The sequence below is a fragment of the Metabacillus hrfriensis genome (assembly GCF_030127205.1).
Lineage (GTDB): Bacteria > Bacillota > Bacilli > Bacillales > Bacillaceae > Bacillus_P > Bacillus_P dongyingensis.
On record NZ_CP126116.1, the window covers coordinates 1,293,248 to 1,314,380 of the forward strand.

Consider the following 21,133-nt stretch of genomic DNA (forward strand, 5'->3'; position numbering starts at 1 on the left):
TCTTTTTTTGTGGTCATTTTAGATTTGCATAGACCCGTAACCTTATGGACAAGGCGAATTCAGCGATCATGTTCCATTAACGGAGGCGGGTATCTTTTTACTATTGAATAATGAATGGTTAAAAAGGGAATCGAAAAAATCCACATTTTATGCTTGGCGGTCAAACCCCCCCGCGGTGCTTCCAAAACTTGAAAAACTTCTTCAATTGGGAGCTTAAAAAGATACTGTTTGTAAGCTAAGTAGACACCCGCATCTGAATCCGGCTTCTCTCTTTTGCTGGAAAGCTGAAGGTTCTGCCCATTCTGCTTGAGTTCCAGTATCCCAATCATCGCTGAGCCGGGGAGAGGAAGCGCAATGTTCATATAGGTTATTTCATTTGTTCTGTGATACGAATAGAGGGCTACAAAGGCAGTTTCGCCATTTACTTTCCTCACCCATGCACGGGCAGATTCTCTCTCATCGTGTTCTTTTTTTACCGGATAGATGTTTCCGGTCATTTCAGCCTGCTTGCTTGATACCGGCAGATTAATTTGTTTCACTTGCCGGCTGAATAGTCGGTAGAGGATTGCGAATGGCTTGAACCAGTTGTGCCATTTCACCTCTGCAAGCAGGCGGTATTGATTCGTATTTTCATAAAAGCTGATAATGTCTTTAGACAGTGTTTTCAGAGAAATGTGAGGTTCATAGATTCCCATATTATCTACCAGTCCATCGTATTCAGCTGAATTCTTGTCTGCAATCTTATCCAGTATTTTTTCGCCAATTACTTTTTTTCCTCTGACTTTGCTGATTGGAAAGGGCGCAGCATCTGGGGCAGAAGGCGTGAAAATGGACCATCCAATCACCCCAAGTAAAGCAAATAAGCCGCAATTCAGGATGCCATGAAAAGTTAGCATAAAGGTAATGGTTACGGTGAAATCTCCCCATACATTTCCCAGGGCATAAGCCAAAGAAAAAAGAATCGTGATCCCAAGAGATGAAAAGGACAGTCTGATCAGCCATTTCGCTTGATGAAGCGGCACATTAAATGAGAGATAGATCAAACCATAAATGCCAACAATGTAAAATAGGACAGACAATAGCTCAAGCCAGACTGAAAAAGTAATCCCCAGAGCTACTATAATTGGCGATACAATCAGGATGGAAGTCGAAAGCCGGTAAAATGGAGGTTTCGAAATTCTCCCCAAAAACCCTGCAAAAATCGGCAGCAAAAAGGAAGAATAGTGAAAGTGAATGCCTGTAAGCCACCTGATGATAGGGGAAAAGCCAGTTTCAATGTCTGCTGTATGGGCAAAGAACCAGGCACCGCCGACCATTAAGGAAAACAGACCCATATCCACGGAAAACTCCTCAAAATGGATAAAACCCCGGCTTAAAAAACGTGAGCATCCATAAACTGCTGCGATAATCGTAAAGAACAAATAGACACCTGCAAAAAAGACATCCAATGAGTTTTCACCCGTTATTTGCAAGATAAATACAGATGCATAACCAGGAATCGAAACATAAGGATACAGCTTATAAAACCAATCTCCTTTTTTCATAACGAGCTGCAAAACAAGCGGAACATAGACAAGCTGTGCTGCTGTAAGCAGTAGAAAATACCATGGACCTGCATGGAAAAGCACGGATAATAGAAATAAAACAATGTGAATAATAGCTATGCTACGAAATTTCATCTGCTGTAAACTCTCCTTCATATGTAAAAACAGTGCCAATGACAGGATTTTTGACTGCAACCTTTATTAAAAAGATATTTCTTTCATCGTCATATGATTCTGTAACCGAGGCCATTCCCTGAAGCATTCTCGGCATGGGAATCTCAAGATTTAATAGAATAAGCCGCTGACATCTGGACTCTATTTTTAATTGCCCGCTATCATTCACATGGAAAGCTAAATCTGAATAGAACAGTTTCGGCTCACCCAGGTAATCTTTAATCAAGTTTTTCTTAGAATCCAGTCTCATTAATGCATTGAAGTACCTTTTTTTATTTTTAAAATAAAAGATCCGTTCCCAGTGAACCTGTTCTTCTCCGTTTGAACCAGTGCACGGTGTATTCCTGATCGTAAACGGAATATCTTTCCCATACTCCGGAAACAGGATTTTAAAGCGGACTCCTGCTAAAAAGAAGGGATATAACCATTTAGGACCGCCTTTTATTGTTCTCATCACCCCTTTAGCTGTAAAGGGAACCTCATACCTTTTTTGAAGCTTGGGATGGAGCCGTTTATACTGATCGCCTAAAACACTTCTATAAATAGACATCGTTATCTCCTAATCTCTTTCTCTTGCAGCTGCTTGCTGTCGGAAGATCCCGGCTTTGGAAAAATCCAATGATAGAAAGGATGAATAAAGCAGCATTGAAGGTAATTGGACTGAATGGATGAACCAGGTTTGCAGGCTCCGCCAAAACGGCTGAAAGCGATAGAAGCGGAAAAGCCATGATCTGCACGCCAAATAACCTTCTTTTATTAATCGGAAAAAGCCACAGCAGTCCGAATAGAATTTCAGCTATGCCAACAGCAGATACGATTGAGGAAGCCTGTCTCACGGAAATGGACAGCAAGTTTTGTGTCATAGATACTTCTTCAGGCTGCTGGAAAAGCAATTTAGGCACTGTGCCATGATAGGTCCATATAAAAAAGAAAAGAAAGGAAATAAGCCATGTACTAAAAAAGCGTAAATACTGGGAGGCTGGCGCTTCGTTCTTTTCAAGCCATCTTTTCAGGACATCAAAGCTTAAGGCAGTTGCCCAGCCGATTAACGGCCGAAAGATCATTCCATCACAGAACGTTCCTAATCGGCCAAAGTTCACTTTATAATCGTATTGTGTAAGAAAAGCAAGTTTGTCTTGTTTTTGTATGTACTTCCAGTAACCCTTGCCTTCTTTGATAAGAGACATTTTTTGATCAGTTCCGAAATGAAGGGAAGATGTCCTCGATCCATCTTCAGCATGAAAGGTCCCTGCACTTTTTCCCCATCCTTGGACGCTCTGCCCAAAGCCAATGTTGGTTTTGTATAAAAAATGCTGAGGTTCGTTCTCTTTTTTCGGAAGGTATGTAATCGATGAAAAACGCAAATCCCAGCTCGAATGCAAGTCTGGAGTTTGTGTTGCGTTCCATAGTTTTTCCATGTCTGAGCCGATCAGTATTTCTACGTAAATTGGTTTTCTTTTCATCGTCTTCACCTCACTTTTAGAGTATCATAATCTTAGATGGAAGAATTAGAGAATGATAGAAATTAATTGAAAGGAATGGATCCGATCATGACGAAAATAGGGATTATCCGGCATGGACGCACGGCTTGGAATGTAGAGAGAAGAGCACAAGGGAGCTCAGATATTCCGCTTGATGAAAATGGAATGGCAGAAGCAGTGAAGCTCGCGGAAAGGTTAAGCTCTGAGGACTGGAATCTGATTTATGCAAGTCCGTTAGCAAGGGCAAAACAGACCGCGGAATACATAGCAGCAAAGCTTGGAAATCTGCCTATTCAATTCGATGCAAGACTAAAGGAAGTGGATGGAGGTCAAATAGAAGGAACGACAGAAGCGGAAAGAATAAAGAAATGGGGAGCTGACTGGAGGGAGCTCGATCTTGGAATTGAGAAGACTGAAGCTGTCATCAAAAGAGGTCAGTTGTTTTTTGAAGAATTAATAAAGAAGCACCCTGAAAAAAACATTTTGATTGTCAGTCACGGAATGTTTATCTCCCACTTTTTAAGACAGGCGGTGCCTCATTTAGAAATGAAGGATGCACTGAGAAATACGTCGATCTCGACAATCGTCAAAGGGGAAAAGGGATGGGATTGCGACTTATATAATTGTACAAGGCATTTGTAAGAGCAGTCACCGCAAAGCATAAAATGACAGGATTTGAAGAATCTGAATTGGTAAGATTGGTTCAAGGAGTGAGCGATATGACATGGATTAAGTCAATACAGAAGGCGATTGACTATATGGAAGAACATTTGCTTGAAGATATTTCAATTGAACAGATTGCTAAAGAGGCAAATGCTTCAGCCTTTCATTTTCAGCGGACGTTTACCATCTTAACGGACATTTCTGTTGGGGAATATCTTCGGCGCAGACGTTTAACATTAGCCGCCCAGGAACTTGCAAACAGCCGCTCTAAAGTGATTGATCTTGCCTATAAGTATGGCTATGACACTCCCGAATCGTTTACAAAGGCTTTCAGGCGGCAGCACGGGATTTCACCTAGTGATGCCAGAAAAAGCACGTGTAAACTAAAATTCTACAGCCGCCTGACCATTCAGGTGAGTTTGAAAGGGGCAGATCCATTGAATTACAAAGTGGCAGAACGAAAAGGGTTTGATGCAGTCGGGATTAAACGTGAGTTTTCTTGTGAGAATGAGGAAAATCTGATTGGAATTCCTAAGCTTTGGAATGAAGTAAATCAGGATGGAACCAATGAGCAGCTGATGAATCTGAACAATGGAGAAATTAAAGGCGTGATGGGAATTTGTGTAGCAGGCAGCAACAAGATGATGGATTATTGGGTAGCTGCAGAGTATGACGGTGAACCGCCTGTAGGCCTGTCAAAGCTTACAATTCCAGCGGCAAAATGGGTTGTATTTGAAGTTCATGGCCCTATGCCGGATGCCATGCAAAATGCGTGGAAGCAAATTTTCTCAGAATGGTTCCCGACGAGCGGATATGAGCATGCCGGCACACCTGATTTAGAAGTGTATTCAAATGATGATCCATTTAGTTCAGACTATTATTCAGAGATTTGGATTCCGGTTAAAGCATAAAAGATGATATAAGATAAACACTCCTGATTTATTTTAAGGGGTTCCGTTTAAGGAGAGAAAACAGTATATAGCATTAAAAATAGCAGGGTAATTCGCATATGAATTAGACCTGCTTTTTTTGTTGATATAACAAGGATTTCAACCGTTTTTGAGTAGAATTAGCACCCTATTTAGCAAAAGGACAATAGCTATTGTCCATCATAAAATTAGTGTGCGAAATAATGTGCTAATTGGTTTACGAATTCCCAATCAATTTATTACCGGATGACTGTTGAAGCACCACGTTTAAATGGGACTTTTATGATATTATTATAAATAATGGATATTCCATTAAAGGGCAGGATTGTGGAGGATTCGATTTCTTTCATCTTTAGTTAAAGGGGCATCTAAATAAATTAGTGTTTTAGGCAAAAAACGCTTTCTTTAAATAAGTCATATTGAATCTAAGTACATTCCCTTAATAAGTGCATAGGATAATTTTATATTCTGTGAAGGGATTGAGAAAAATGTACTATGATCCTTATATGTATCCATATCAATATTCTTATCAATATCCTTATTATGTTAATGTGCCAATGAATAACTATGGAAGACAATCTGTTTACTGGACGTTTCCTAATCAGATCGTGCATGCAAACAGATTTGATGCTTTTCGCTCTTCAAGCGGTGATGGAAGTAATTTGTTAACAGATTATGGACCAAAATCATTTGTCGTAAATATCAATGAAGCAACGAAGCAAAACAATACTTATCGTACTGCTTTATGGACAGGAACACATTTACAAGTGACTTTAATGAACCTCAATGTTGGTGAAGATATCGGTTTGGAAATGCATCCTGACGTAGATCAATTCTTACGTATTGAACAAGGCCAAGGGATTGTTCAAATGGGCAAGAGTAAAGATAATTTAAACTTTGAAAGAAATGTCTATGATGATTCTGCAATAATTATACCTGCTGGAATATGGCATAATCTTACAAATACAGGGAACATTCCGCTAAAACTTTACTCGATATATGCTCCTCCTAACCATCCATTTGGTACTGTTCATGTTACCAAATCAGATGCATTGGCTGCGGAAGAGGGCAACGGTCATAGCAATGGAAAAACAGTTATCTTTGGCAGGACTCCAGATGAATGGGTACAGTACACGGAATTTTTGGTAAAAGAAGGGTTAGAGGATGTTAAAAGAGGAATAAATGCTACACACATTCTTCAAGAATTTGTTCTAATGGGAGTTCTTGTAGGGAAGGGATATACCCCTGAAAAAGCATATGAAACAGTTGAAGAATGGGAACGTACAGGACAATCCAAACTTCTTCAGCAAAGCAAAATGATGTAGAAACAGAATAAAAGGATATCGTTAAGAAAAAGAAATTTATAGGGTTTTGTCAGATTGGCGAACCCTTTTTATTTTTACATAATAAATATAACGCAAAATGTTAAATCCACAATTGGGGGAAATTCAAGAGTATGAATTGCGTCCATTGTTCCGTTAAAGGGGGCGATTGCTTAACAAAGTGTCGCCTTCTCTTATTGAAGTAAAGGGCAGTTTAATGAAATAAGGATTTAGCGAAACTTATATTTAAGTATTAGCGTCCTACTTAGAAAAGGTGGGGATTTTATGAAAAAGTTAGAATTTATTCCGATGCTAATTCTTTTATCAATAACTTTATCTGGTTGTAATTTATTTGATTCTAAAAATAATTTACCGATTGAGATGGTCGCATTTAATAGCCTTACGGATAAAGAAAAAGATATGATTCCAGTAAGTCCTAAAGATTCAATTGTAGAAAAAGTGACTGTTAATGGTGATGTTAAATCTTTAATTGATAACAATTATGGCAAAGACAAAGTTTACTCTGTTACATTTAATCATACCAAAAGTGTGCCTTTTGGGAATCTTGTAGTTTTTGTTGATTTGGATGAAAAAACAGTATTAGGGAAAGGGTTTAGCAGCAAATAAATAGCTCTTCCTCCACAAACGGGGGCGATTGCTTAACAAAGTGTCGCCTCTTCTTATTGAAGTAAAGGGCAGGATTGTTGAAGAAGGAGATAATTAATAACTCTCGAATTTTTAATCTAACTTTTATGAAAAGAAGTGATTTCTTTATGAAATATCAACAAAGAGAGTTTTCAGAGGATTTATTGGAGAAGATCAGAAATACCGAAGTTGCTTTAAAAGACCATATTGATCGTTTGTTATTGAAGTATAAACCTGTTTTTGCTAAGAAGAATTTAGATTTAAATGCTGGGTTTTATAAAGAGGGTAACGACCCTTTTATGCCTGAATATCGTTCCTCGGTTTCGATTGGAATTGCTGAAGAAAATGAGGAACTTATTGATTTACATACAATTAACATATGGGAATGCAATCGTTATTTTTTAGGAATGCCCACTTCAAAAAAAATTCCTGGCAGTAAAATTATTGGGGAATTACTTGATGAGACGATTGAAGATGTTAAAGAAGAATTAAAAGAATATATTAATGACTTTTTAGAAGAGTAACGTATGATTTTATTCCACAATCGGGTGTTTTTCTCAAGTAGGAGAAGTGCTCATTTTTATTGAAGTAAAGGGCAGAAAGTTAAACAAACGTTACCGTATACTAATGAAACCGCCTATTAAAGGGGGAGTATTATTGTCATATTCGAGCATTGAAATTATTCAATATGATGAACAATGGATAACCAATTTTAAATCAATAAAACAAGTGATAAGTAAGTCTTTATGTGACTTGATTATTGATATTGAACACGTTGGAAGTACATCTATACAAGGGCTTGCTGCCAAACCAATTTTGGATATTGATATCGTTATAGAGAATTATGATGTTTTTCCTAATGTAATACAAGGTCTTGAAAAGATAGGGTACCTACATCAAGAAGAATGGAGCTTTGAAGGTAGAGAAGCATTCGGTAGAATAGACACACTTACTCCGTGGGATGGAAAAGGTACGCAATGGATGGAGCATCACCTTTATGTATGTGACAAAGATAGCGAAGAACTTCTTAGGCATTTAGCATTTAGAGACTATCTTCGAAATAACAGAGAAGCAGTAATTGAATATGAAAATTTAAAAAGGAAATTAGCAAACACAGTTAAAGATCGAAATTCCTTTTCACTAGGTAAAACAGAATTTATAAACGGAATATTAAAAAAAGTATTAGGTTAAAGGACAATCTTATTCAACAATCGGGGACTATAATGGAATAACTTATTAACTCAGTTCAACAATGAACTGAGTTTTATTATGCAAAAAAACACCGCTAAAAGCGGTGCGAATTAGTGTAATAATCCTAATGCTATTCCCGGTGCTAAATAACGTGTGATTTCAGGTTTTCCCTCTCAAAAAGGAACCCCTTAAATTTATTTGGAGTGTTTTTTTGTAATAGGCAGAGGCTGATGCAAATACCTCTGAACTGATTTGCGTTTTTTCTCAAGAAAGGTCCCTCCCTCCATCAATTGATATGATTGAGCTTATTTTCTTGTCTGATTATATTCATCCATTTATTACTGATGCATTTTTTGATACGCATTTTATGATAGTGTTAGATTAAATGAAAATGCGGGGTATTAGGAATGAAACAGGATAAAATTTTAGAAAAGGATTTATATCTGCCAATACAAAGATATTTTTTAAAACAGGGATTTGAGGTGTATGGAGAAGTAAATGACTGTGATCTGGCTGCGGTTAAGGCTGAAGAACTGATTTTAGTTGAACTGAAGCTCAGGTTAAACGTAGACTTGCTCATTCAGGCTGCAAAAAGACAGCGGTATACTGAGCAAGTTTATATTGCTATTCCCAAACCATCATACAGTTTGCGTTCAAAAAAATGGAAGGATCTTTGCTACTTGGTGAAGCGGCTGGAGCTCGGTCTGATTATCGTGTCTTTTCGTCAAGGAAAAGGCTATGCTGAAATGAAAATGGAGCCTGCTTCCTTCGATAGAGGTAAAAGTATGAAGCAAAGCAAGAAAAAGAGAGACAGAATACTCGCTGAAATTGCCGGGAGAAGCGGAGATCATAATGTCGGCGGAGTGAACAAAACGAAAATCATGACAGCTTACAAGGAAAGATGCATTCACATTGCCTGCTGCCTCGAGCGGAAAGGTCAGCTCAGTCCTAAAATTCTCCGAGAAATGGGAACGGGCGATAAAACGCTCTCGATCCTAAATAAAAATTACTATGGCTGGTTTAAGAGGGTAGAGAGAGGGACGTATACCTTGAGTGAAACCGGAAAAAAAGGATTGCTGATGCATGAAGCATTGAGTGAGTACTACTATACTAAGATTGAAGATTAGATCCTGCGGTTATGTGTGCTGCAGGTTTTTATTGTTAGTCTGAAGATTTCTGATTTTAGCAGAACAAATAGGAAAACGGATTTAATAGTTGAATGACGGCTGAAAATTTGACAAGGTCGGTCTTGGGTGAGAGCAAAATGACATGATGCAAGTAATTATTCGAAATATAGCACGAAAAATCAAAAAAGGAATACAGGCATCTTGTAAAATATGGGTATAGGGAAGACGACGAAGGGTGTGAAGACATGGATACGTATCATCGGATTCAAAATGCAATTGAGTATATTGAAACAAATCTCTTTGAAGATTTAAAGATTCACCACGTTGCATCTCAGGCTTTTTTCTCTCCGTTTCACTTTCAGAGAATGTTTCAGGCAATTTCAGGATTTACTGTTCAAGAATATATTCGAAACAGAAGGCTGTCTGAAGCAGCTGTTCTTCTGAAAAAAGACATACCTATATTACAAATAGCACTCGATTGCCAATATGGCTCGCAAGAATCGTTTACAAGATCATTCTCTGCTTTCGCAGGAATACCGCCATCTAAGTACCGTAAATCACAGATATCCCTAAAGCTGCAGCCTAAAATGAATTTTCTGGATTTCAAGCAAAGGATTAGAGGTGAATTTCAAGTGAACAAGCCTCAGATTGTGAACCTTTCACATATTCATATCATCGGATGTGAATACAAAACAAACTTAAACAATAATGCCCATTATGAAGAAATACCAGGATTCTATCATGATTTCGGCATGAATGAATACTATATGAAAATAGCAGATAAACTCGCGCCGGGCATGGCCTACGGTATCGCCTGCAGCTTTAAAGATGATGGAGGTTTTTCATTTATCATTGGTGAGGAAGCAAAAGAATCAAAAGCTATATTACATGAGCCCCTTATTCATTTTAATATTCCTGAAGGGAAATACGCGGAATTCAAAGTGAACGGCTCCGCCGACTCGGTTCAAAATAATCGCAGGTACATATACGGCACTTGGCTGCCTCAATCCAATTTTGAACGGAGAGAGGGACCGGATTTTGAGGTAACGGATGTACTGGGCTCAAGCTACCCTGACAAAATGAAGATAAATATTTATATTCCTGTTTATTAAACCAATTCTTCCGAGAAGAATTGGTTTTTTGATGACAGAAATCTGTAAAATGGGTTTAGAGCTGATTTGAGGAATCATACACCTCCAATGGTTACCAGATTCATGTTATTGCGCAGTTAAAGGGAATCAAACGCTCAGTATAATTACCTGGGCCACATAAGGTCACGATTGGAAATTTTTTTTCGAAAGCTTATACACAAATGGTTTGAGATTCTAACCGTATAGTACTATCCTTATAGATAGAACATCGTTTTGGAAAGGAGAACCATGCAGTCTGAAAACAAATTAAACATAACCCTTAAGAAAATAAATAAAGAGATTATAGATCAAAAACAAGAACTGATCCAAGCAATAAAAGGAGAAAAGGGCATCAAATATCCGAATTTCAATCAGTCTAGCAGCGGGGACCTTTCAAATTGGAGAGAAAAATTGGTGAATGTTTATGCTGAAGCGATTTTGCTTGAGAAGCAGGAATCCATTGTTTTCTTAAACAGCTGGGGAAGAGAAACGGCTGATTTGCTGATTGCGATTCAATTTCCGCTGGATCTTGCCATGAAAGAAATCAAGTTTTACCGGGATATGATTGGCGGCATTATTAAAGAACAGGCGAAGGCCGCCAGTTTATCTCTGGATGAATTTTACGAACTGCTTTCTTCTTTTGATCATGTGGTGGATCATGCCATTCATCTGATCAGTGTATTTTATATGAAAAAATACTCAACTAACATTCAATCTGCCAAAAATGCAGTTGATGAGTTATCTGTGCCAATCGTGAATGTATCAGAAAAAATTGGGGTTCTTCCTTTAATCGGAGACCTTGATACACAGCGTGCACAAGTATTGATGGAGGTTGCTTTAACGAAAAGTGCTGAATGTGAATATGAGTATTTGATTATTGATTTATCGGGCGTGCCAGTCATTGATACGATGGTGGCACACCAAATTTTCAAAGTGCTGGATGCTCTTCAGCTGCTGGGCGTTGAAACAAAATTGAGCGGAATCCGCCCAGAAATTGCCCAGACTATGATAAGTCTCGGTCTTGATTTTAAAGATGCAAAATCCTTTTCAAGTCTGCATCTTGCCTTGAAATATATAGGATTTGAACAGATAAATGGAGGATAGCCTGACGCGGTATCTCTGTATGGGATGCCGTGTTTTTAATAACGGGCGCATTCGTTTTAAAAGATTCAGCAAAGGGAAATGATTTTAAAGAAAAGGCCGCAGTGAAGGAGTGAAGTAATTGGAGAACTGGATTACAGATTTTATGGAGCAATATGGATACTTTGGCATCTTCCTGATGATCGCATTAGAAAACATATTCCCTCCTATTCCTTCAGAAGTTGTTTTGCCTTTTGGAGGCTTCATGACAACCAATTCCGATATGAATGTGATTGGAGTCATACTCGCCGCTACAGCAGGTTCTGTTGTCGGTGCAGTCATTTTATTCTGGATTGGACTGCAGCTGGATGTTGAACGGCTCGAAAAAATCATTGATAAGTGGGGGCATGTCCTAAGGGTAAAGAAGAAGGATGTCCACCGGGCAGATGCATGGTTTGATAAATACGGCATATGGACCGTCTTTTTCTGCCGTATGATTCCTCTGCTTCGCAGCCTCATCTCCATTCCGGCGGGCATGTCGAATATGAATTTTCTGAAATTTGTTCTATTTACAACCTTTGGAACCCTAATTTGGAATATTGCACTTGTTATGCTGGGGGCATCACTCGGTGAGGCCTGGCCTAAAATCAATGATTATGTAGGTGTCTATTCGTCAGTCATTTATGCAGTCCTTGGAGTTGCCGCAGTTGTATTTATTATCTGGTTTATTCGCAGACGGCAAACGAAGCGTACACAGTAAAAGGATGAAAAAGACCAAATCCGAGTGGGGATTGGGTCTTTTTTTTTATGCAGCCTGAGGCTTGCTGTATGTCTGTTTAAATGTATTCATCATGGAAATGTTCACAAGTATTCCAGCAGAGATGCAGAGCAGGATCAGCGATGATCCCCCGTAGCTTACGAATGGAAGGGTAACGCCCGTAATCGGAAGCAGTCCGGCTACCGCTCCAAGGTTGACGATTGCCTGAATCCCGATCATGGATGAAATGCCGATCGCAAGGAGTGAGCCAAATGGATCCGGACAGTTTTTGCTGATCGCAAAGCCTTTTAGCACGATAAACGCAATCAGCCCGATGACAAAGAGTACTCCGAACAGCCCTAACTCTTCACTGATGACTGCCATAATAAAATCCGTATGACTTTCAGGCAAATAGCCATATTTTTGAATGCTGTTTCCAAGGCCGAGCCCGACCATGCCGCCGCTGCTGATTGCATAGTAGGAGCTGACCAGCTGATAGCCTGAATCGGCGATATTTTCAAAAGGATCCATAAAACCTGTAAATCTCGACATCCTCTCAGATGAGAAAACATCTGCTAATTTATTTGTGACAAATAAAAGCAAAAGCCCGAGCGTCACTGCAAGCGCTGTAAAAGCCGATAATTTAATAAAGCTTTTTAACGTAATACCGGAACAAAGAATGATGATCGCGGCATTCAATAAAATGATGAGTGCTGTTCCAAAATCGGGCTGAAGCAAAATCAAAATAAAGATCACCACAACAAAAATAACAGGCGGCAAAATGGCGTTGCCGAAATCATCCATATATCTCTGCTTTTTTGCAAGCAGAGCTGATAAATAAATAATCACCCACATCTTTGCAAACTCTGCGGGCTGAATAGCTGCTCCGCCGAATTTCACCCAGCTTTGAGCATTTCCGGCTGTATGCCCAAAAACGATGACAAACAATAAAGAACCAATGGATATGTAAAATAAGAGCTTAATCATTTTTTTCTGAAAAAAGATTTTATAAGGGAAAAATGATAGGACAGCAAACATAATGAACCCTATCAGCAGAGAAATACTCTGTTTTTTGAAAAAATAGCTGCTCGTCACATCGTATCTTAAGATGGATGTTATCACACTTGAGCTGTAAACCATAAGGAGCCCGAACGTACTTAAAATAAAAATGGCTGCTATTAATGAATAGTCGTAAGATTTAAGAATTCTGATGAACATGGTTGTGGCTCCTCTATTAAATTGGTGTGCAACATAGTAGATGTACCCAAAAAATTTGATGGAATAACCTAAAAAGACGTTTTTTTAAATAATATATGAAAATCTTTGCCTGTAAAGCAGGAGCAGTTTAAGAGAATCGCTGAAAAGGCCATCCTTTTTATTTATCGGAAGACATACAGATAAATTAACAATCTAAGCTGCATTCATGAAAAATCATAATGGAAGGGAAGTCCAGTGTGAGAGCCTGCCCTAACCAGCCATAATGTTCATTGTTATATAACACATTCTCTCATTTGTGCTATAATTACTGTGAAAAATAATTGAATATTTCGACTAAAAGGGGATGAAGAGATGAAGGTGCCATTGCTGCTGCCCCAGTTTTTGGATCGGGCTGTCAAGCTTTACGGGGAGAAAACAGCTGTGATTGATGAGTTAAAAGAATTTACATATGCAGAAGTAAATGAAAGAGTCAATCAGCTTTCGCGGGGGCTAAGGGAATTAGGGATTGAAAAAGGGGATCGCGTTGCGTATCTTGCACCCAATTCTTCTGAAATGTACGAGGGGTTTTACGGGGTTCTTCAGCTTGGAGCTGTTATTGTTCCTCTGAATACAAGGCTGATTCCGGATGATTATGTGTATATATTAAATCACAGTGAAACAAAAGCATTGTTTGTTGATCATGAACTTTATTCACAGATTGAGCCTGTCGCAGATCAATTGAAAACCGTTAAAACCATTATTGTCCATGGTCTTGAAATCAGTGGAGACGGGCTGGTTGCTTATGAGCAATGGCTTAGTCAATATGAAAAACATGAAATCGACCGTCCTGAGATGGAGGAGGACGATCTGGCAACTCTCCTTTATACGAGCGGGACAACCGGAAAGCCTAAAGGTGTCATGCTGACACACCGCAGCAACTATTTGCATGCACTCGCTTCGATGCATCATCTTCGGGTTTCTGATCGGGATGTTCTTCTGCATGTTCTTCCAATGTTCCATGTCAATGGATGGGGATCGCCATTTTATTACACGGCAAATGGCGCGACACAGGTATGTCTTCGAAAAGTGCTGCCGGCCGATATTTTCAAAAAGTTAAATGACTATGGAGTAACCGTCATGCATATGGCTCCAACTGTCCTAAACAGCCTGCTTCAGTTCTCGGAAGTGAACGGCTTCACAAAACAGCCGCAGGATATCCGGATTGTCATAGCAGGATCTGCCCCGCCGCCTGCATTTGTGAAGCGGGTCGAAGAGGAATTGAAGTGGGAGTTTATCCAAGTCTATGGCATGACTGAAGCATCCCCGCTAATTACAACTTCCATTATTCGTGATACACAGGAGCATCTTAAACCGGAGGAAAAATATCGTTTAAAAGCAAAAGCAGGCTATCAGTTCATTGGAAGCGATGTGAGAGTTTTTAATGAGCTTGGCGAGGAAGTTAAGCACAACAGTCAGGAAATCGGTGAGATTGCGGTGCGCGGAAACGGTGTAATGGAAGGCTATTGGAACAATCAGGAAGGAACGGATGAAGTCATTCGCGGCGGCTGGTACTATACCGGTGACATGGCTGTTGTGGATAAGGATGGCAACATTGAAATTGCTGATCGAAAAAAAGATATTATTATCAGCGGAGGAGAAAACATTTCTTCCATCGAAGTAGAAGGCGTCCTGTATGATCACCCTGCAGTGCAGGAGGTCGCTGTCATTTCTGTTCCCCATGAAAAATGGGGAGAAACGCCGCAGGCCATAGTCGTCATAAAGGATGGACTGCTGACAAGCGAGGAAGAACTTATCGCCTTTGCGCGCAGCAAGCTAGCCCATTTCAAAGCTCCGACGAAAGTGATATTTGCAGATGAGCTGCCTAAAACGGCATCAGGCAAAATTCAAAAAGTTCATCTTCGGAAGGAATTCTGGAAGGAAAAAGAGAAGTTTGTAAACTGAAAAAAGAGGCGTGCAAGATCAAATGAAAACCAGGGAAACCTGGTTCTTTTTTAAGGAGAAAAGGGGTGAAACATGTTTCCAATCCTTTTATTTATGTTCGTTTTTGCCTCTGGAGCGGCTTACATGGCAGCCATTTATTATAAAAAAGAAACATGGATGTATGCACTGAAGCCAGGAACGATGCTTTTGATCATTGGAATTGCCTTAATTAATTTTAAAGCCGCAGGAATTTACGGAATACTGGTTGTCTCGGGATTGCTGTTTTCGCTTTCAGGCGATGTTTTTCTCATGTTGCCTGCTGATCGTTTTTTGCAGGGGTTAAGTTCTTTTTTTATAGCTCATGTTCTTTACACTGCGGCTTTTATCTCTGAGTGGGCAGAAGGTGAAAGCAATCCCCTTATTTGGAGTGTGCTGATTGTCCTTGCGCTCCTCTTTTTCCGCCTTCTTTTTAAAGGAGTAAAAGAAAAAGGCGGGATTGCTATGATCGCAGCTGTATCGCTGTATATAACGGTCATTACTCTGATGACCGGGACGTCTTTTTTCAGCGGACAAGTTCTGATCATCGCAGCAGCATTATTTTTTTACCTATCAGATGCAGTGCTGGCATGGGACCGGTTCAGGAGTTCTTTAAAATACAGGGATTATCTGGTGATGAGCACTTATTTTCTGGCGCAGCTTCTATTTGCTGTCAGTGTCTATCTTTTTAAATAAGAAAGGGTGATTGAAATGAAAGCAACAGATGAAATCTTATCAGTATGGAAGAAATTTGATGAATTTCCGATGGAAACCCTTACTAAGGCATGGTATTACGGGAAAGCCGGTTCAAAAAAGCAGAGAGATCTTTCGTTAATGAAGGAACACAAGGAGCAGTACGGCATAACAGGCAACTGTTTTGATTTATCGATTTGGCTGCTGGATGAGTTTGCAAAAGGAGGAATTGATGCTTACCCTATTGGAGTAGATCACGCTGCTGTCATCGCGCTTGATGAATCGGGCAGAAGATATTTGTGTGACTTGGGAGATCAGTGGCTGAATCCAATTTTGATTGACGCCAATGCACAGGATTTCACGACTGAAAAACTAAAGGGATTTTTTCCTGCAGCAGAAATAAAGGTGGAACCGGACGGAGATGATGTGAAGATTACTTACTATCGTCCGAACGGAAAGTGGTCCGCACAAATCTATCAGACTATACCAATCGATCGAACACTGTTTATGGCAGCAGCTGAACAATCTCAAAATACAATCAAGCGGGAGCCGCTTTTAGAAAAAAGAATTGAACTTGGAAATGAAACAGCTCATTGGGAATTTTATAATTGGAAAAGCTTTTTAAGCACCAACAGCGGATTGTTTGACGACCTGGATGCAGAAACCATAGATGAATGGGCTGATCGAATTCATCAAAAAACGGCGTATGATAGAGACTTTCTATTAGAAACATTGATGATTTATAAAAAGATGGAAAAATAGCTGCGTGTTCCCCTATTTTTGTTAAGTTATATAATGGAAATTTATAAAGAAGAGAATTGAGGGGTCTTCAAAAGATGGATAAAGAATTACTTCGTATTTATGATGAGAATCACAATCCAATAGGAACAGCTGCCCGCTCAGATGTCCATAAGTCAGGCTACTGGCATGAAACCTTTCATTGCTGGTTTGCGGGAAGAGAGAATGGCAGGGTGTACCTCTATTTTCAATTGAGAAGCAAAGTGAAAAAGGATTACCCCAATTTATATGATATTACGGCTGCAGGCCACATTCTGGCCAATGAAACGATTGAGGATGGAACTCGGGAGGTAGAAGAGGAAATCGGCATTCGCCTCTCCTTCTCAGATCTAGTCCTGTTGGATGTCCTGAAGTATAGTGTATCTCAAAAAGGGTTAATTGATAATGAAATTGCATATGTGTTTTTTTATCCATTTAATCAGCCCTTTGAAAGATTTACCTTGCAAAAAGAAGAAGTAGCGGGAATGGCTCGGGCAGAATTGCATTTAGTTAAAGACCTTATGGCTGGGAGAAGAACTGGTCTTCTAATGGACGGTTTTGAAGTGGATCAGGCCGGAACTAGAAAAAACGTGCAAACAAAAGTAGATAAATCCAGATTCGTGCCTCATGAAGATGCCTATTATGAGAGAGTTTTAGAATTGATTGAAGATGAGATGATGAGAAAGTAATAGGGAAATAGAGTTTGAAAAAAATCTATGATTTTCTGAAACCTTTTCACTAAATCTTTCGTATTTACATATTAGAGAGGAAAACAAGATGATTCCAGTTTGGGGTGTGGTTTTAACTGTTGTGCCTGCACTCATTTTGTTTTATTTTGCGATGGGAAGTAATTGATCAGGTTATGATTTGAAGCAGCTCGTCTGTCATGTATGCTTTCATACTATTCCGCAGGGCAGGGAATTGGGAAATGCAGCTTTGAGGGTAACGTGCACCCCAAGGCAGTAAGCCTATTTAGATAGGAAATACATAACGACTGCGATCAGCAGTCTTTTTTTTAAGTATTAATGAAATAATATCGTATGCAGCGTCAATGTCTTGCAGCGCCTAGATCCTCGGTCAGAACGGTTCCGCCATTATCTGACTGCCGGATCTGATCAAAGCGCTTGCGCTTTTCTGCACCTTATAGTGATGTGAGAGGGTTTGCGAAAAATGGAGAAAAACGAACATCCTTTTGATTTTAGTCTGGTTTTCATTTTATTTTTATTTTCGATCATCAGTTTTCTATCAATCAGCACGGCTCAGGAATTCGGACAATATAATGAAAATTTTCTTGTGAAGCAAATTGCCTGGTATATAGTAGGCTGCGGAATTATATTGGCAGTCATGTATTTTGATATGGAGCAAATTGAGAGAATGCAATGGTTTGCTTACGGATTTGCCATGCTTCTGCTTATCTTTTTGATTCTCGCGCCAGAATCGATTGCAAGGCCGGTAAACGGAGCGAAAAGCTGGTTTCAGATTCCTGGTATTGGCTCCCTGCAGCCGTCTGAACTTTCCAAAATCGCCCTCATACTTACACTCAGTCATCTTATTTCAGCACATCATGAGAAATATGGATTAAGAGATTTGAAATCAGATTTTCTCCTATTAAGCAAAATGGGTCTCGCAACATTTGCTCTGATTGCGATTATTATGCAGCAGCCTGATTTAGGGACGTCACTTGTGCTCATTGCCATTTTCAGCGGGCTGATTTTAGTTTCGGGCATTTCGTGGAAAGTGATTGTCCCTATCTTCCTTTTTATGAGCACTGTTGGATGTTTGCTAATTTATTTCATTGTGTTTCAGCCAGATATTCTGAATATCATCGGAGTCAAGCAATATCAGCTGGGACGAATTTACGCATGGCTCAGCCCGGAAGAATTTAAAGAAGGGGACGGGTATCACTTGTATCAGTCCATGCTCGCGATTGGATCCGGATTGATTACAGGAAAAGAAGCAAGCTTAGGCAATGTCCATTTGCCGGAGGGGCATACCGATTTCATTTTCAGCGTCATCGGAGAAAAATATGGTTTTGTCGGAGCAAGCTTTGTCATCAGCCTGTATTTTCTTTTAATCTATCGAATCATCAGCCTTTCACTTGATGTGAAGGACCCTTTTTCTTCGTACATATGTACAGGAGTGATTTCAATGATTGCTTTTCATGTATTTCAAAATGCCGGAATGACGATCGGCTTGCTGCCGATTACCGGAATTCCTCTTCCATTCATCAGTTATGGAGGAAGCTCAATGATCAGCAACATGCTTGCACTGGGGCTCGTTTTCAGTATAAGCTTCCGGAATAAGAAGTATTTTTTTGATCGTGAATGAAAAAAATCCTCCTTCGAATCAGGGGGATTTTTTTTATGAAACAATGCAAGATAATTCTTTTGATCAAAAGAAGGAAAGCCAGTCCTCTTTACAGAAGTTTAAAAGCTTACGATAAACCCAGAAAAGGAATGAATAGTTTTGAATAAACGCAACCCCTATTTTCTTCTTGTTCTTGCGACAATTTTATGGGGAGGGAATTTTGTCATTGGCCGTGCCATAACAGAAAGCATGCCTCCATTTACCCTCTCCCTGCTCAGGTGGTGTACAGCATTCATCATTTTTCTGCCCTTTGCATGGCCTCATTTAAAAAAAGAGCATGCACAATTAAAAAAGAACTGGCACATCCTGATTTTAATGTCTATAACAGGAATTGCAGGATTTAACAGCCTGCTTTATCTTGCGCTGCATTACACAACATCCATTAATGCTTCATTAGTAAATACGTCAACTCCGATTGTGATTTATATCCTGTCTTTTTTTATTCTCAGGGAGCAGCTGAACAGAAATCAGATGATCGGAACCGTTCTTTCACTTGCGGGGCTATTTTTTATTCTTTCAAAAGGATCTCTTGCAGTTCTTGTAAATTTCTCTTTTAATTTTGGAGACTTCATTGTCCTTGCCGCAGTTGTTTGCTGGAGCATCTATTCCATTTTAATAAAGCGTTATACAGGAATTTTACCTGGATACAGTACATTTCTCGTTTGTATAGCTGTCGGTATTCTCGTACTGCTTCCGTTTGCTTTTTATGAGACTTTCATTTTAAAGATTCCTATCCTGTGGTCAAGTTCTTCGGTTTTCACCATTTTATACACAGGAGTTTTTGCATCTATTGTTGCATTCATCTCCTGGAATACGGCTGTTGTAAGAGTAGGAGCAAATAAAGCGGGTATCTTTCTGAACTTGATTCCGGTCTTTGCCGTCATATTTGCTGTTTTATTTATTGGAGAAAAAATCATGTGGTATCAGCTTGCAGGGGGGCTTTCTGTCATAGCTGGAGTCTACCTTTCAGCAAGAACAATTCCGCTTGGGAAAAAGGAGAAAAAGATATTTTTAGGAGATAAGGGGTATGACAGGTGAAAAAAGCGGGCCGTTTTTTTCACGGCTTGGCACCTCTTATCTCTCTATTCGCCCTTCTTGAAGGCACCGTTTTTTCTAGTTTCATGATATATGACTGCATTCTAATCCAAAGTGGGCCATTTTGTATAAGAAGGCCAGTAAGAATAATAAACTCTTATCGTTAGACATGTAAAAATCTAAAATAAACGAGAATGATTCCTAAATCTGCAAGCATGTGAGAAAGTACGGCAGGGATCAACGTCTGGAATTTATGGCGAAAATACCCCCAGACCATTCCTGCCAGGAAGACTGGTATGACACCTAGAAGGTTAATGGGCCAATTAAACAAAGAGATTAGAGACAGCATGTGATAAAGGCTGTAGAAAAAAGATGTAATCAGGAGCGTATTAAAAATATTCATTTTTAGGATCAGATTGGCATACATGAATTCCCGCCAATAAATTTCTTCCAAAAGAGGATTGACGATCAGCAGGATCAGAATTAGCATGATTTGATGCCCGCCAGTAAAATTCCAGTCTATTAACAGCTTCTGAAGCTTTGCTGAATCAAAAAAGGTTTCAGAGAAAGCTGATACTGTGCCAAAGATTATGGCTAAAAAGATGATGCCAGTAATAAAACCAGTCAGCAAACCTTCTTTTGAGAATAATAGATTTCTCTCAGATTTAAGGCATTGACGGATTCTGGCGCCGGAGATCAGCAGAAGCCAGCCGTAAAACAGAAAAAATGTCAGGGGAACACTGTTTAATCCGTGCAGTCCCAAAGCAATCATGATCGTTGGCCCAATAAGAAGCAGCATGGATTTTAACACCTCATCACCTCTTCCAAATGCGTTCCATTTCTTCTTCTGGTTAAAGATGAAAAACACCTTCAAACAAAACCTTTTCATTTTTAATTTTGATTTATCTTAAACCTGTTTTATTAACAAAATACTGACAAAATTAGCGGAAAATCTTCTTTATTCGACAAATTTCACATCTATTCTTGCAATGTTTTCTTATTTTATGGCTTCCGCTGTAAACAGGAGTCGATATTTTTAAATAT

21 protein-coding genes are annotated in these 21,133 nt (G+C 39.3%); 16 read left to right on the forward strand and 5 right to left on the reverse strand.

The genetic code is table 11. The features are described from left to right. Nucleotides 1–59 precede the first annotated feature (59 nt). From QLQ22_RS06385 to QLQ22_RS06395, 3 genes are read right to left on the reverse strand one after another with little or no spacing between them, the layout of a single operon-like run. Nucleotides 60–1,679 carry a YndJ family protein gene (locus QLQ22_RS06385; RefSeq protein WP_284016237.1) on the reverse strand — a complete coding sequence of 540 codons (1,620 nt, stop codon included), beginning with the start codon at nt 1,677–1,679 and terminating at the stop codon, nt 60–62. After that, nucleotides 1,666–2,268: a DUF4166 domain-containing protein gene (locus tag QLQ22_RS06390; RefSeq protein WP_284016238.1), complete on the reverse strand. Its 603-nt coding sequence runs from the start codon at nt 2,266–2,268 to the stop codon at nt 1,666–1,668. The genes QLQ22_RS06385 and QLQ22_RS06390 overlap by 14 nt, the downstream gene beginning before the upstream one ends. Then, nucleotides 2,255–3,181 carry a DoxX-like family protein gene (locus QLQ22_RS06395; RefSeq protein WP_284016239.1) on the reverse strand — a complete coding sequence of 309 codons (927 nt, stop codon included), beginning with the start codon at nt 3,179–3,181 and terminating at the stop codon, nt 2,255–2,257. The genes QLQ22_RS06390 and QLQ22_RS06395 overlap by 14 nt, the downstream gene beginning before the upstream one ends. An 87-nt stretch (nt 3,182–3,268) precedes the next feature. Between QLQ22_RS06395 and QLQ22_RS06400 the strand changes: the two genes are divergently transcribed. The 10 genes from QLQ22_RS06400 (at nt 3,269) to QLQ22_RS06445 (ending at nt 12,046) form a co-directional block, all read left to right on the forward strand. Next, nucleotides 3,269–3,841 (forward strand): histidine phosphatase family protein, encoded by a 573-nt coding sequence (locus QLQ22_RS06400; RefSeq protein ID WP_223440505.1) that lies wholly within the window; start codon nt 3,269–3,271, stop codon nt 3,839–3,841. A 77-nt stretch (nt 3,842–3,918) separates the two neighbouring features. Beyond that, nucleotides 3,919–4,773 carry an AraC family transcriptional regulator gene (locus QLQ22_RS06405; RefSeq protein ID WP_284016240.1) on the forward strand — a complete coding sequence of 285 codons (855 nt, stop codon included), beginning with the start codon at nt 3,919–3,921 and terminating at the stop codon, nt 4,771–4,773. A 506-nt stretch (nt 4,774–5,279) separates the two neighbouring features. Further along, complete coding sequence (locus tag QLQ22_RS06410; protein ID WP_284016241.1) at nt 5,280–6,116, forward strand: cupin domain-containing protein; 837 nt, start codon at nt 5,280–5,282, stop codon at nt 6,114–6,116. A 282-nt stretch (nt 6,117–6,398) separates the two neighbouring features. Further along, nucleotides 6,399–6,740, forward strand: a complete 342-nt coding sequence (locus QLQ22_RS06415) for a hypothetical protein (RefSeq protein WP_284016242.1) — start codon at nt 6,399–6,401, stop codon at nt 6,738–6,740. Between the two features lie 146 nt (nt 6,741–6,886). Further along, nucleotides 6,887–7,282 (forward strand): hypothetical protein, encoded by a 396-nt coding sequence (locus QLQ22_RS06420; protein ID WP_284016243.1) that lies wholly within the window; start codon nt 6,887–6,889, stop codon nt 7,280–7,282. Nucleotides 7,283–7,415: 133 nt separating this feature from the next. Beyond that, on the forward strand, nt 7,416–7,949 hold the full coding sequence (locus QLQ22_RS06425) for a GrpB family protein (RefSeq protein WP_284016244.1): 534 nt from the start codon (nt 7,416–7,418) through the stop codon (nt 7,947–7,949). 407 nt (nt 7,950–8,356) lie between these two features. Continuing rightward, on the forward strand, nt 8,357–9,076 hold the full coding sequence (locus QLQ22_RS06430; protein WP_284016245.1) for a DUF2161 domain-containing phosphodiesterase: 720 nt from the start codon (nt 8,357–8,359) through the stop codon (nt 9,074–9,076). A gap of 245 nt (nt 9,077–9,321) precedes the next feature. Further along, complete coding sequence (locus QLQ22_RS06435; protein WP_284016246.1) at nt 9,322–10,188, forward strand: AraC family transcriptional regulator; 867 nt, start codon at nt 9,322–9,324, stop codon at nt 10,186–10,188. Nucleotides 10,189–10,455: 267 nt separating this feature from the next. Beyond that, complete coding sequence (locus tag QLQ22_RS06440) at nt 10,456–11,310, forward strand: STAS domain-containing protein (protein ID WP_284016247.1); 855 nt, start codon at nt 10,456–10,458, stop codon at nt 11,308–11,310. A 118-nt stretch (nt 11,311–11,428) separates the two neighbouring features. Next, entirely contained in the window at nt 11,429–12,046 is a 618-nt protein-coding gene (locus QLQ22_RS06445) for a DedA family protein (protein WP_223440512.1), read from the forward strand. Nucleotides 12,047–12,091: 45 nt separating this feature from the next. On the opposite strand, the gene QLQ22_RS06450 is transcribed toward QLQ22_RS06445, so the two are convergent. Beyond that, nucleotides 12,092–13,261: an FtsW/RodA/SpoVE family cell cycle protein gene (locus tag QLQ22_RS06450; protein ID WP_223440513.1), complete on the reverse strand. Its 1,170-nt coding sequence runs from the start codon at nt 13,259–13,261 to the stop codon at nt 12,092–12,094. A gap of 351 nt (nt 13,262–13,612) precedes the next feature. Between QLQ22_RS06450 and QLQ22_RS06455 the strand changes: the two genes are divergently transcribed. The 6 genes from QLQ22_RS06455 to QLQ22_RS06480 all read left to right on the forward strand — a co-directional run bounded on the left by QLQ22_RS06455 (nt 13,613) and on the right by QLQ22_RS06480 (nt 20,092). Further along, nucleotides 13,613–15,202, forward strand: coding sequence for a long-chain-fatty-acid--CoA ligase (locus tag QLQ22_RS06455; RefSeq protein WP_284016248.1), 1,590 nt, complete (start codon nt 13,613–13,615; stop codon nt 15,200–15,202). A gap of 72 nt (nt 15,203–15,274) precedes the next feature. Then, nucleotides 15,275–15,913, forward strand: coding sequence for a lysoplasmalogenase (locus QLQ22_RS06460; RefSeq protein WP_223440515.1), 639 nt, complete (start codon nt 15,275–15,277; stop codon nt 15,911–15,913). 15 nt (nt 15,914–15,928) lie between these two features. Further along, complete coding sequence (locus QLQ22_RS06465; RefSeq protein ID WP_284016249.1) at nt 15,929–16,672, forward strand: hypothetical protein; 744 nt, start codon at nt 15,929–15,931, stop codon at nt 16,670–16,672. A gap of 74 nt (nt 16,673–16,746) precedes the next feature. Next, complete coding sequence (locus QLQ22_RS06470) at nt 16,747–17,376, forward strand: NUDIX hydrolase (RefSeq protein WP_223440518.1); 630 nt, start codon at nt 16,747–16,749, stop codon at nt 17,374–17,376. 481 nt (nt 17,377–17,857) lie between these two features. Beyond that, the gene (locus QLQ22_RS06475) at nt 17,858–19,015 is read left to right on the forward strand and encodes an FtsW/RodA/SpoVE family cell cycle protein (RefSeq protein WP_284016250.1); all 1,158 of its coding nucleotides are present in this window, start codon (nt 17,858–17,860) and stop codon (nt 19,013–19,015) included. 138 nt (nt 19,016–19,153) lie between these two features. After that, nucleotides 19,154–20,092, forward strand: coding sequence for a DMT family transporter (locus QLQ22_RS06480; RefSeq protein ID WP_252208262.1), 939 nt, complete (start codon nt 19,154–19,156; stop codon nt 20,090–20,092). A 160-nt stretch (nt 20,093–20,252) separates the two neighbouring features. Here QLQ22_RS06480 and QLQ22_RS06485 read toward each other — a convergent pair whose 3' ends face one another. After that, entirely contained in the window at nt 20,253–20,900 is a 648-nt protein-coding gene (locus QLQ22_RS06485) for a CPBP family intramembrane glutamic endopeptidase (RefSeq protein ID WP_223440521.1), read from the reverse strand. Nucleotides 20,901–21,133: the final 233 nt, after the last annotated feature.

Coding starts and splice junctions, on each gene's coding strand:
- QLQ22_RS06405 (WP_284016240.1), top strand. CDS start 3,919: ATGACATGGATTAAGTCAATACAGAAGGCGATTGACTATATGGAAGAA.
- QLQ22_RS06390 (WP_284016238.1), bottom strand. CDS start 2,268: ATGTCTATTTATAGAAGTGTTTTAGGCGATCAGTATAAACGGCTCCAT.
- QLQ22_RS06395 (WP_284016239.1), bottom strand. CDS start 3,181: ATGAAAAGAAAACCAATTTACGTAGAAATACTGATCGGCTCAGACATG.
- QLQ22_RS06460 (WP_223440515.1), top strand. CDS start 15,275: ATGTTTCCAATCCTTTTATTTATGTTCGTTTTTGCCTCTGGAGCGGCT.
- QLQ22_RS06465 (WP_284016249.1), top strand. CDS start 15,929: ATGAAAGCAACAGATGAAATCTTATCAGTATGGAAGAAATTTGATGAA.
- QLQ22_RS06450 (WP_223440513.1), bottom strand. CDS start 13,261: ATGTTCATCAGAATTCTTAAATCTTACGACTATTCATTAATAGCAGCC.
- QLQ22_RS06430 (WP_284016245.1), top strand. CDS start 8,357: ATGAAACAGGATAAAATTTTAGAAAAGGATTTATATCTGCCAATACAA.
- QLQ22_RS06410 (WP_284016241.1), top strand. CDS start 5,280: ATGTACTATGATCCTTATATGTATCCATATCAATATTCTTATCAATAT.
- QLQ22_RS06475 (WP_284016250.1), top strand. CDS start 17,858: ATGGAGAAAAACGAACATCCTTTTGATTTTAGTCTGGTTTTCATTTTA.
- QLQ22_RS06385 (WP_284016237.1), bottom strand. CDS start 1,679: ATGAAATTTCGTAGCATAGCTATTATTCACATTGTTTTATTTCTATTA.
- QLQ22_RS06470 (WP_223440518.1), top strand. CDS start 16,747: ATGGATAAAGAATTACTTCGTATTTATGATGAGAATCACAATCCAATA.
- QLQ22_RS06440 (WP_284016247.1), top strand. CDS start 10,456: ATGCAGTCTGAAAACAAATTAAACATAACCCTTAAGAAAATAAATAAA.
- QLQ22_RS06455 (WP_284016248.1), top strand. CDS start 13,613: ATGAAGGTGCCATTGCTGCTGCCCCAGTTTTTGGATCGGGCTGTCAAG.
- QLQ22_RS06400 (WP_223440505.1), top strand. CDS start 3,269: ATGACGAAAATAGGGATTATCCGGCATGGACGCACGGCTTGGAATGTA.
- QLQ22_RS06420 (WP_284016243.1), top strand. CDS start 6,887: ATGAAATATCAACAAAGAGAGTTTTCAGAGGATTTATTGGAGAAGATC.
- QLQ22_RS06435 (WP_284016246.1), top strand. CDS start 9,322: ATGGATACGTATCATCGGATTCAAAATGCAATTGAGTATATTGAAACA.
- QLQ22_RS06415 (WP_284016242.1), top strand. CDS start 6,399: ATGAAAAAGTTAGAATTTATTCCGATGCTAATTCTTTTATCAATAACT.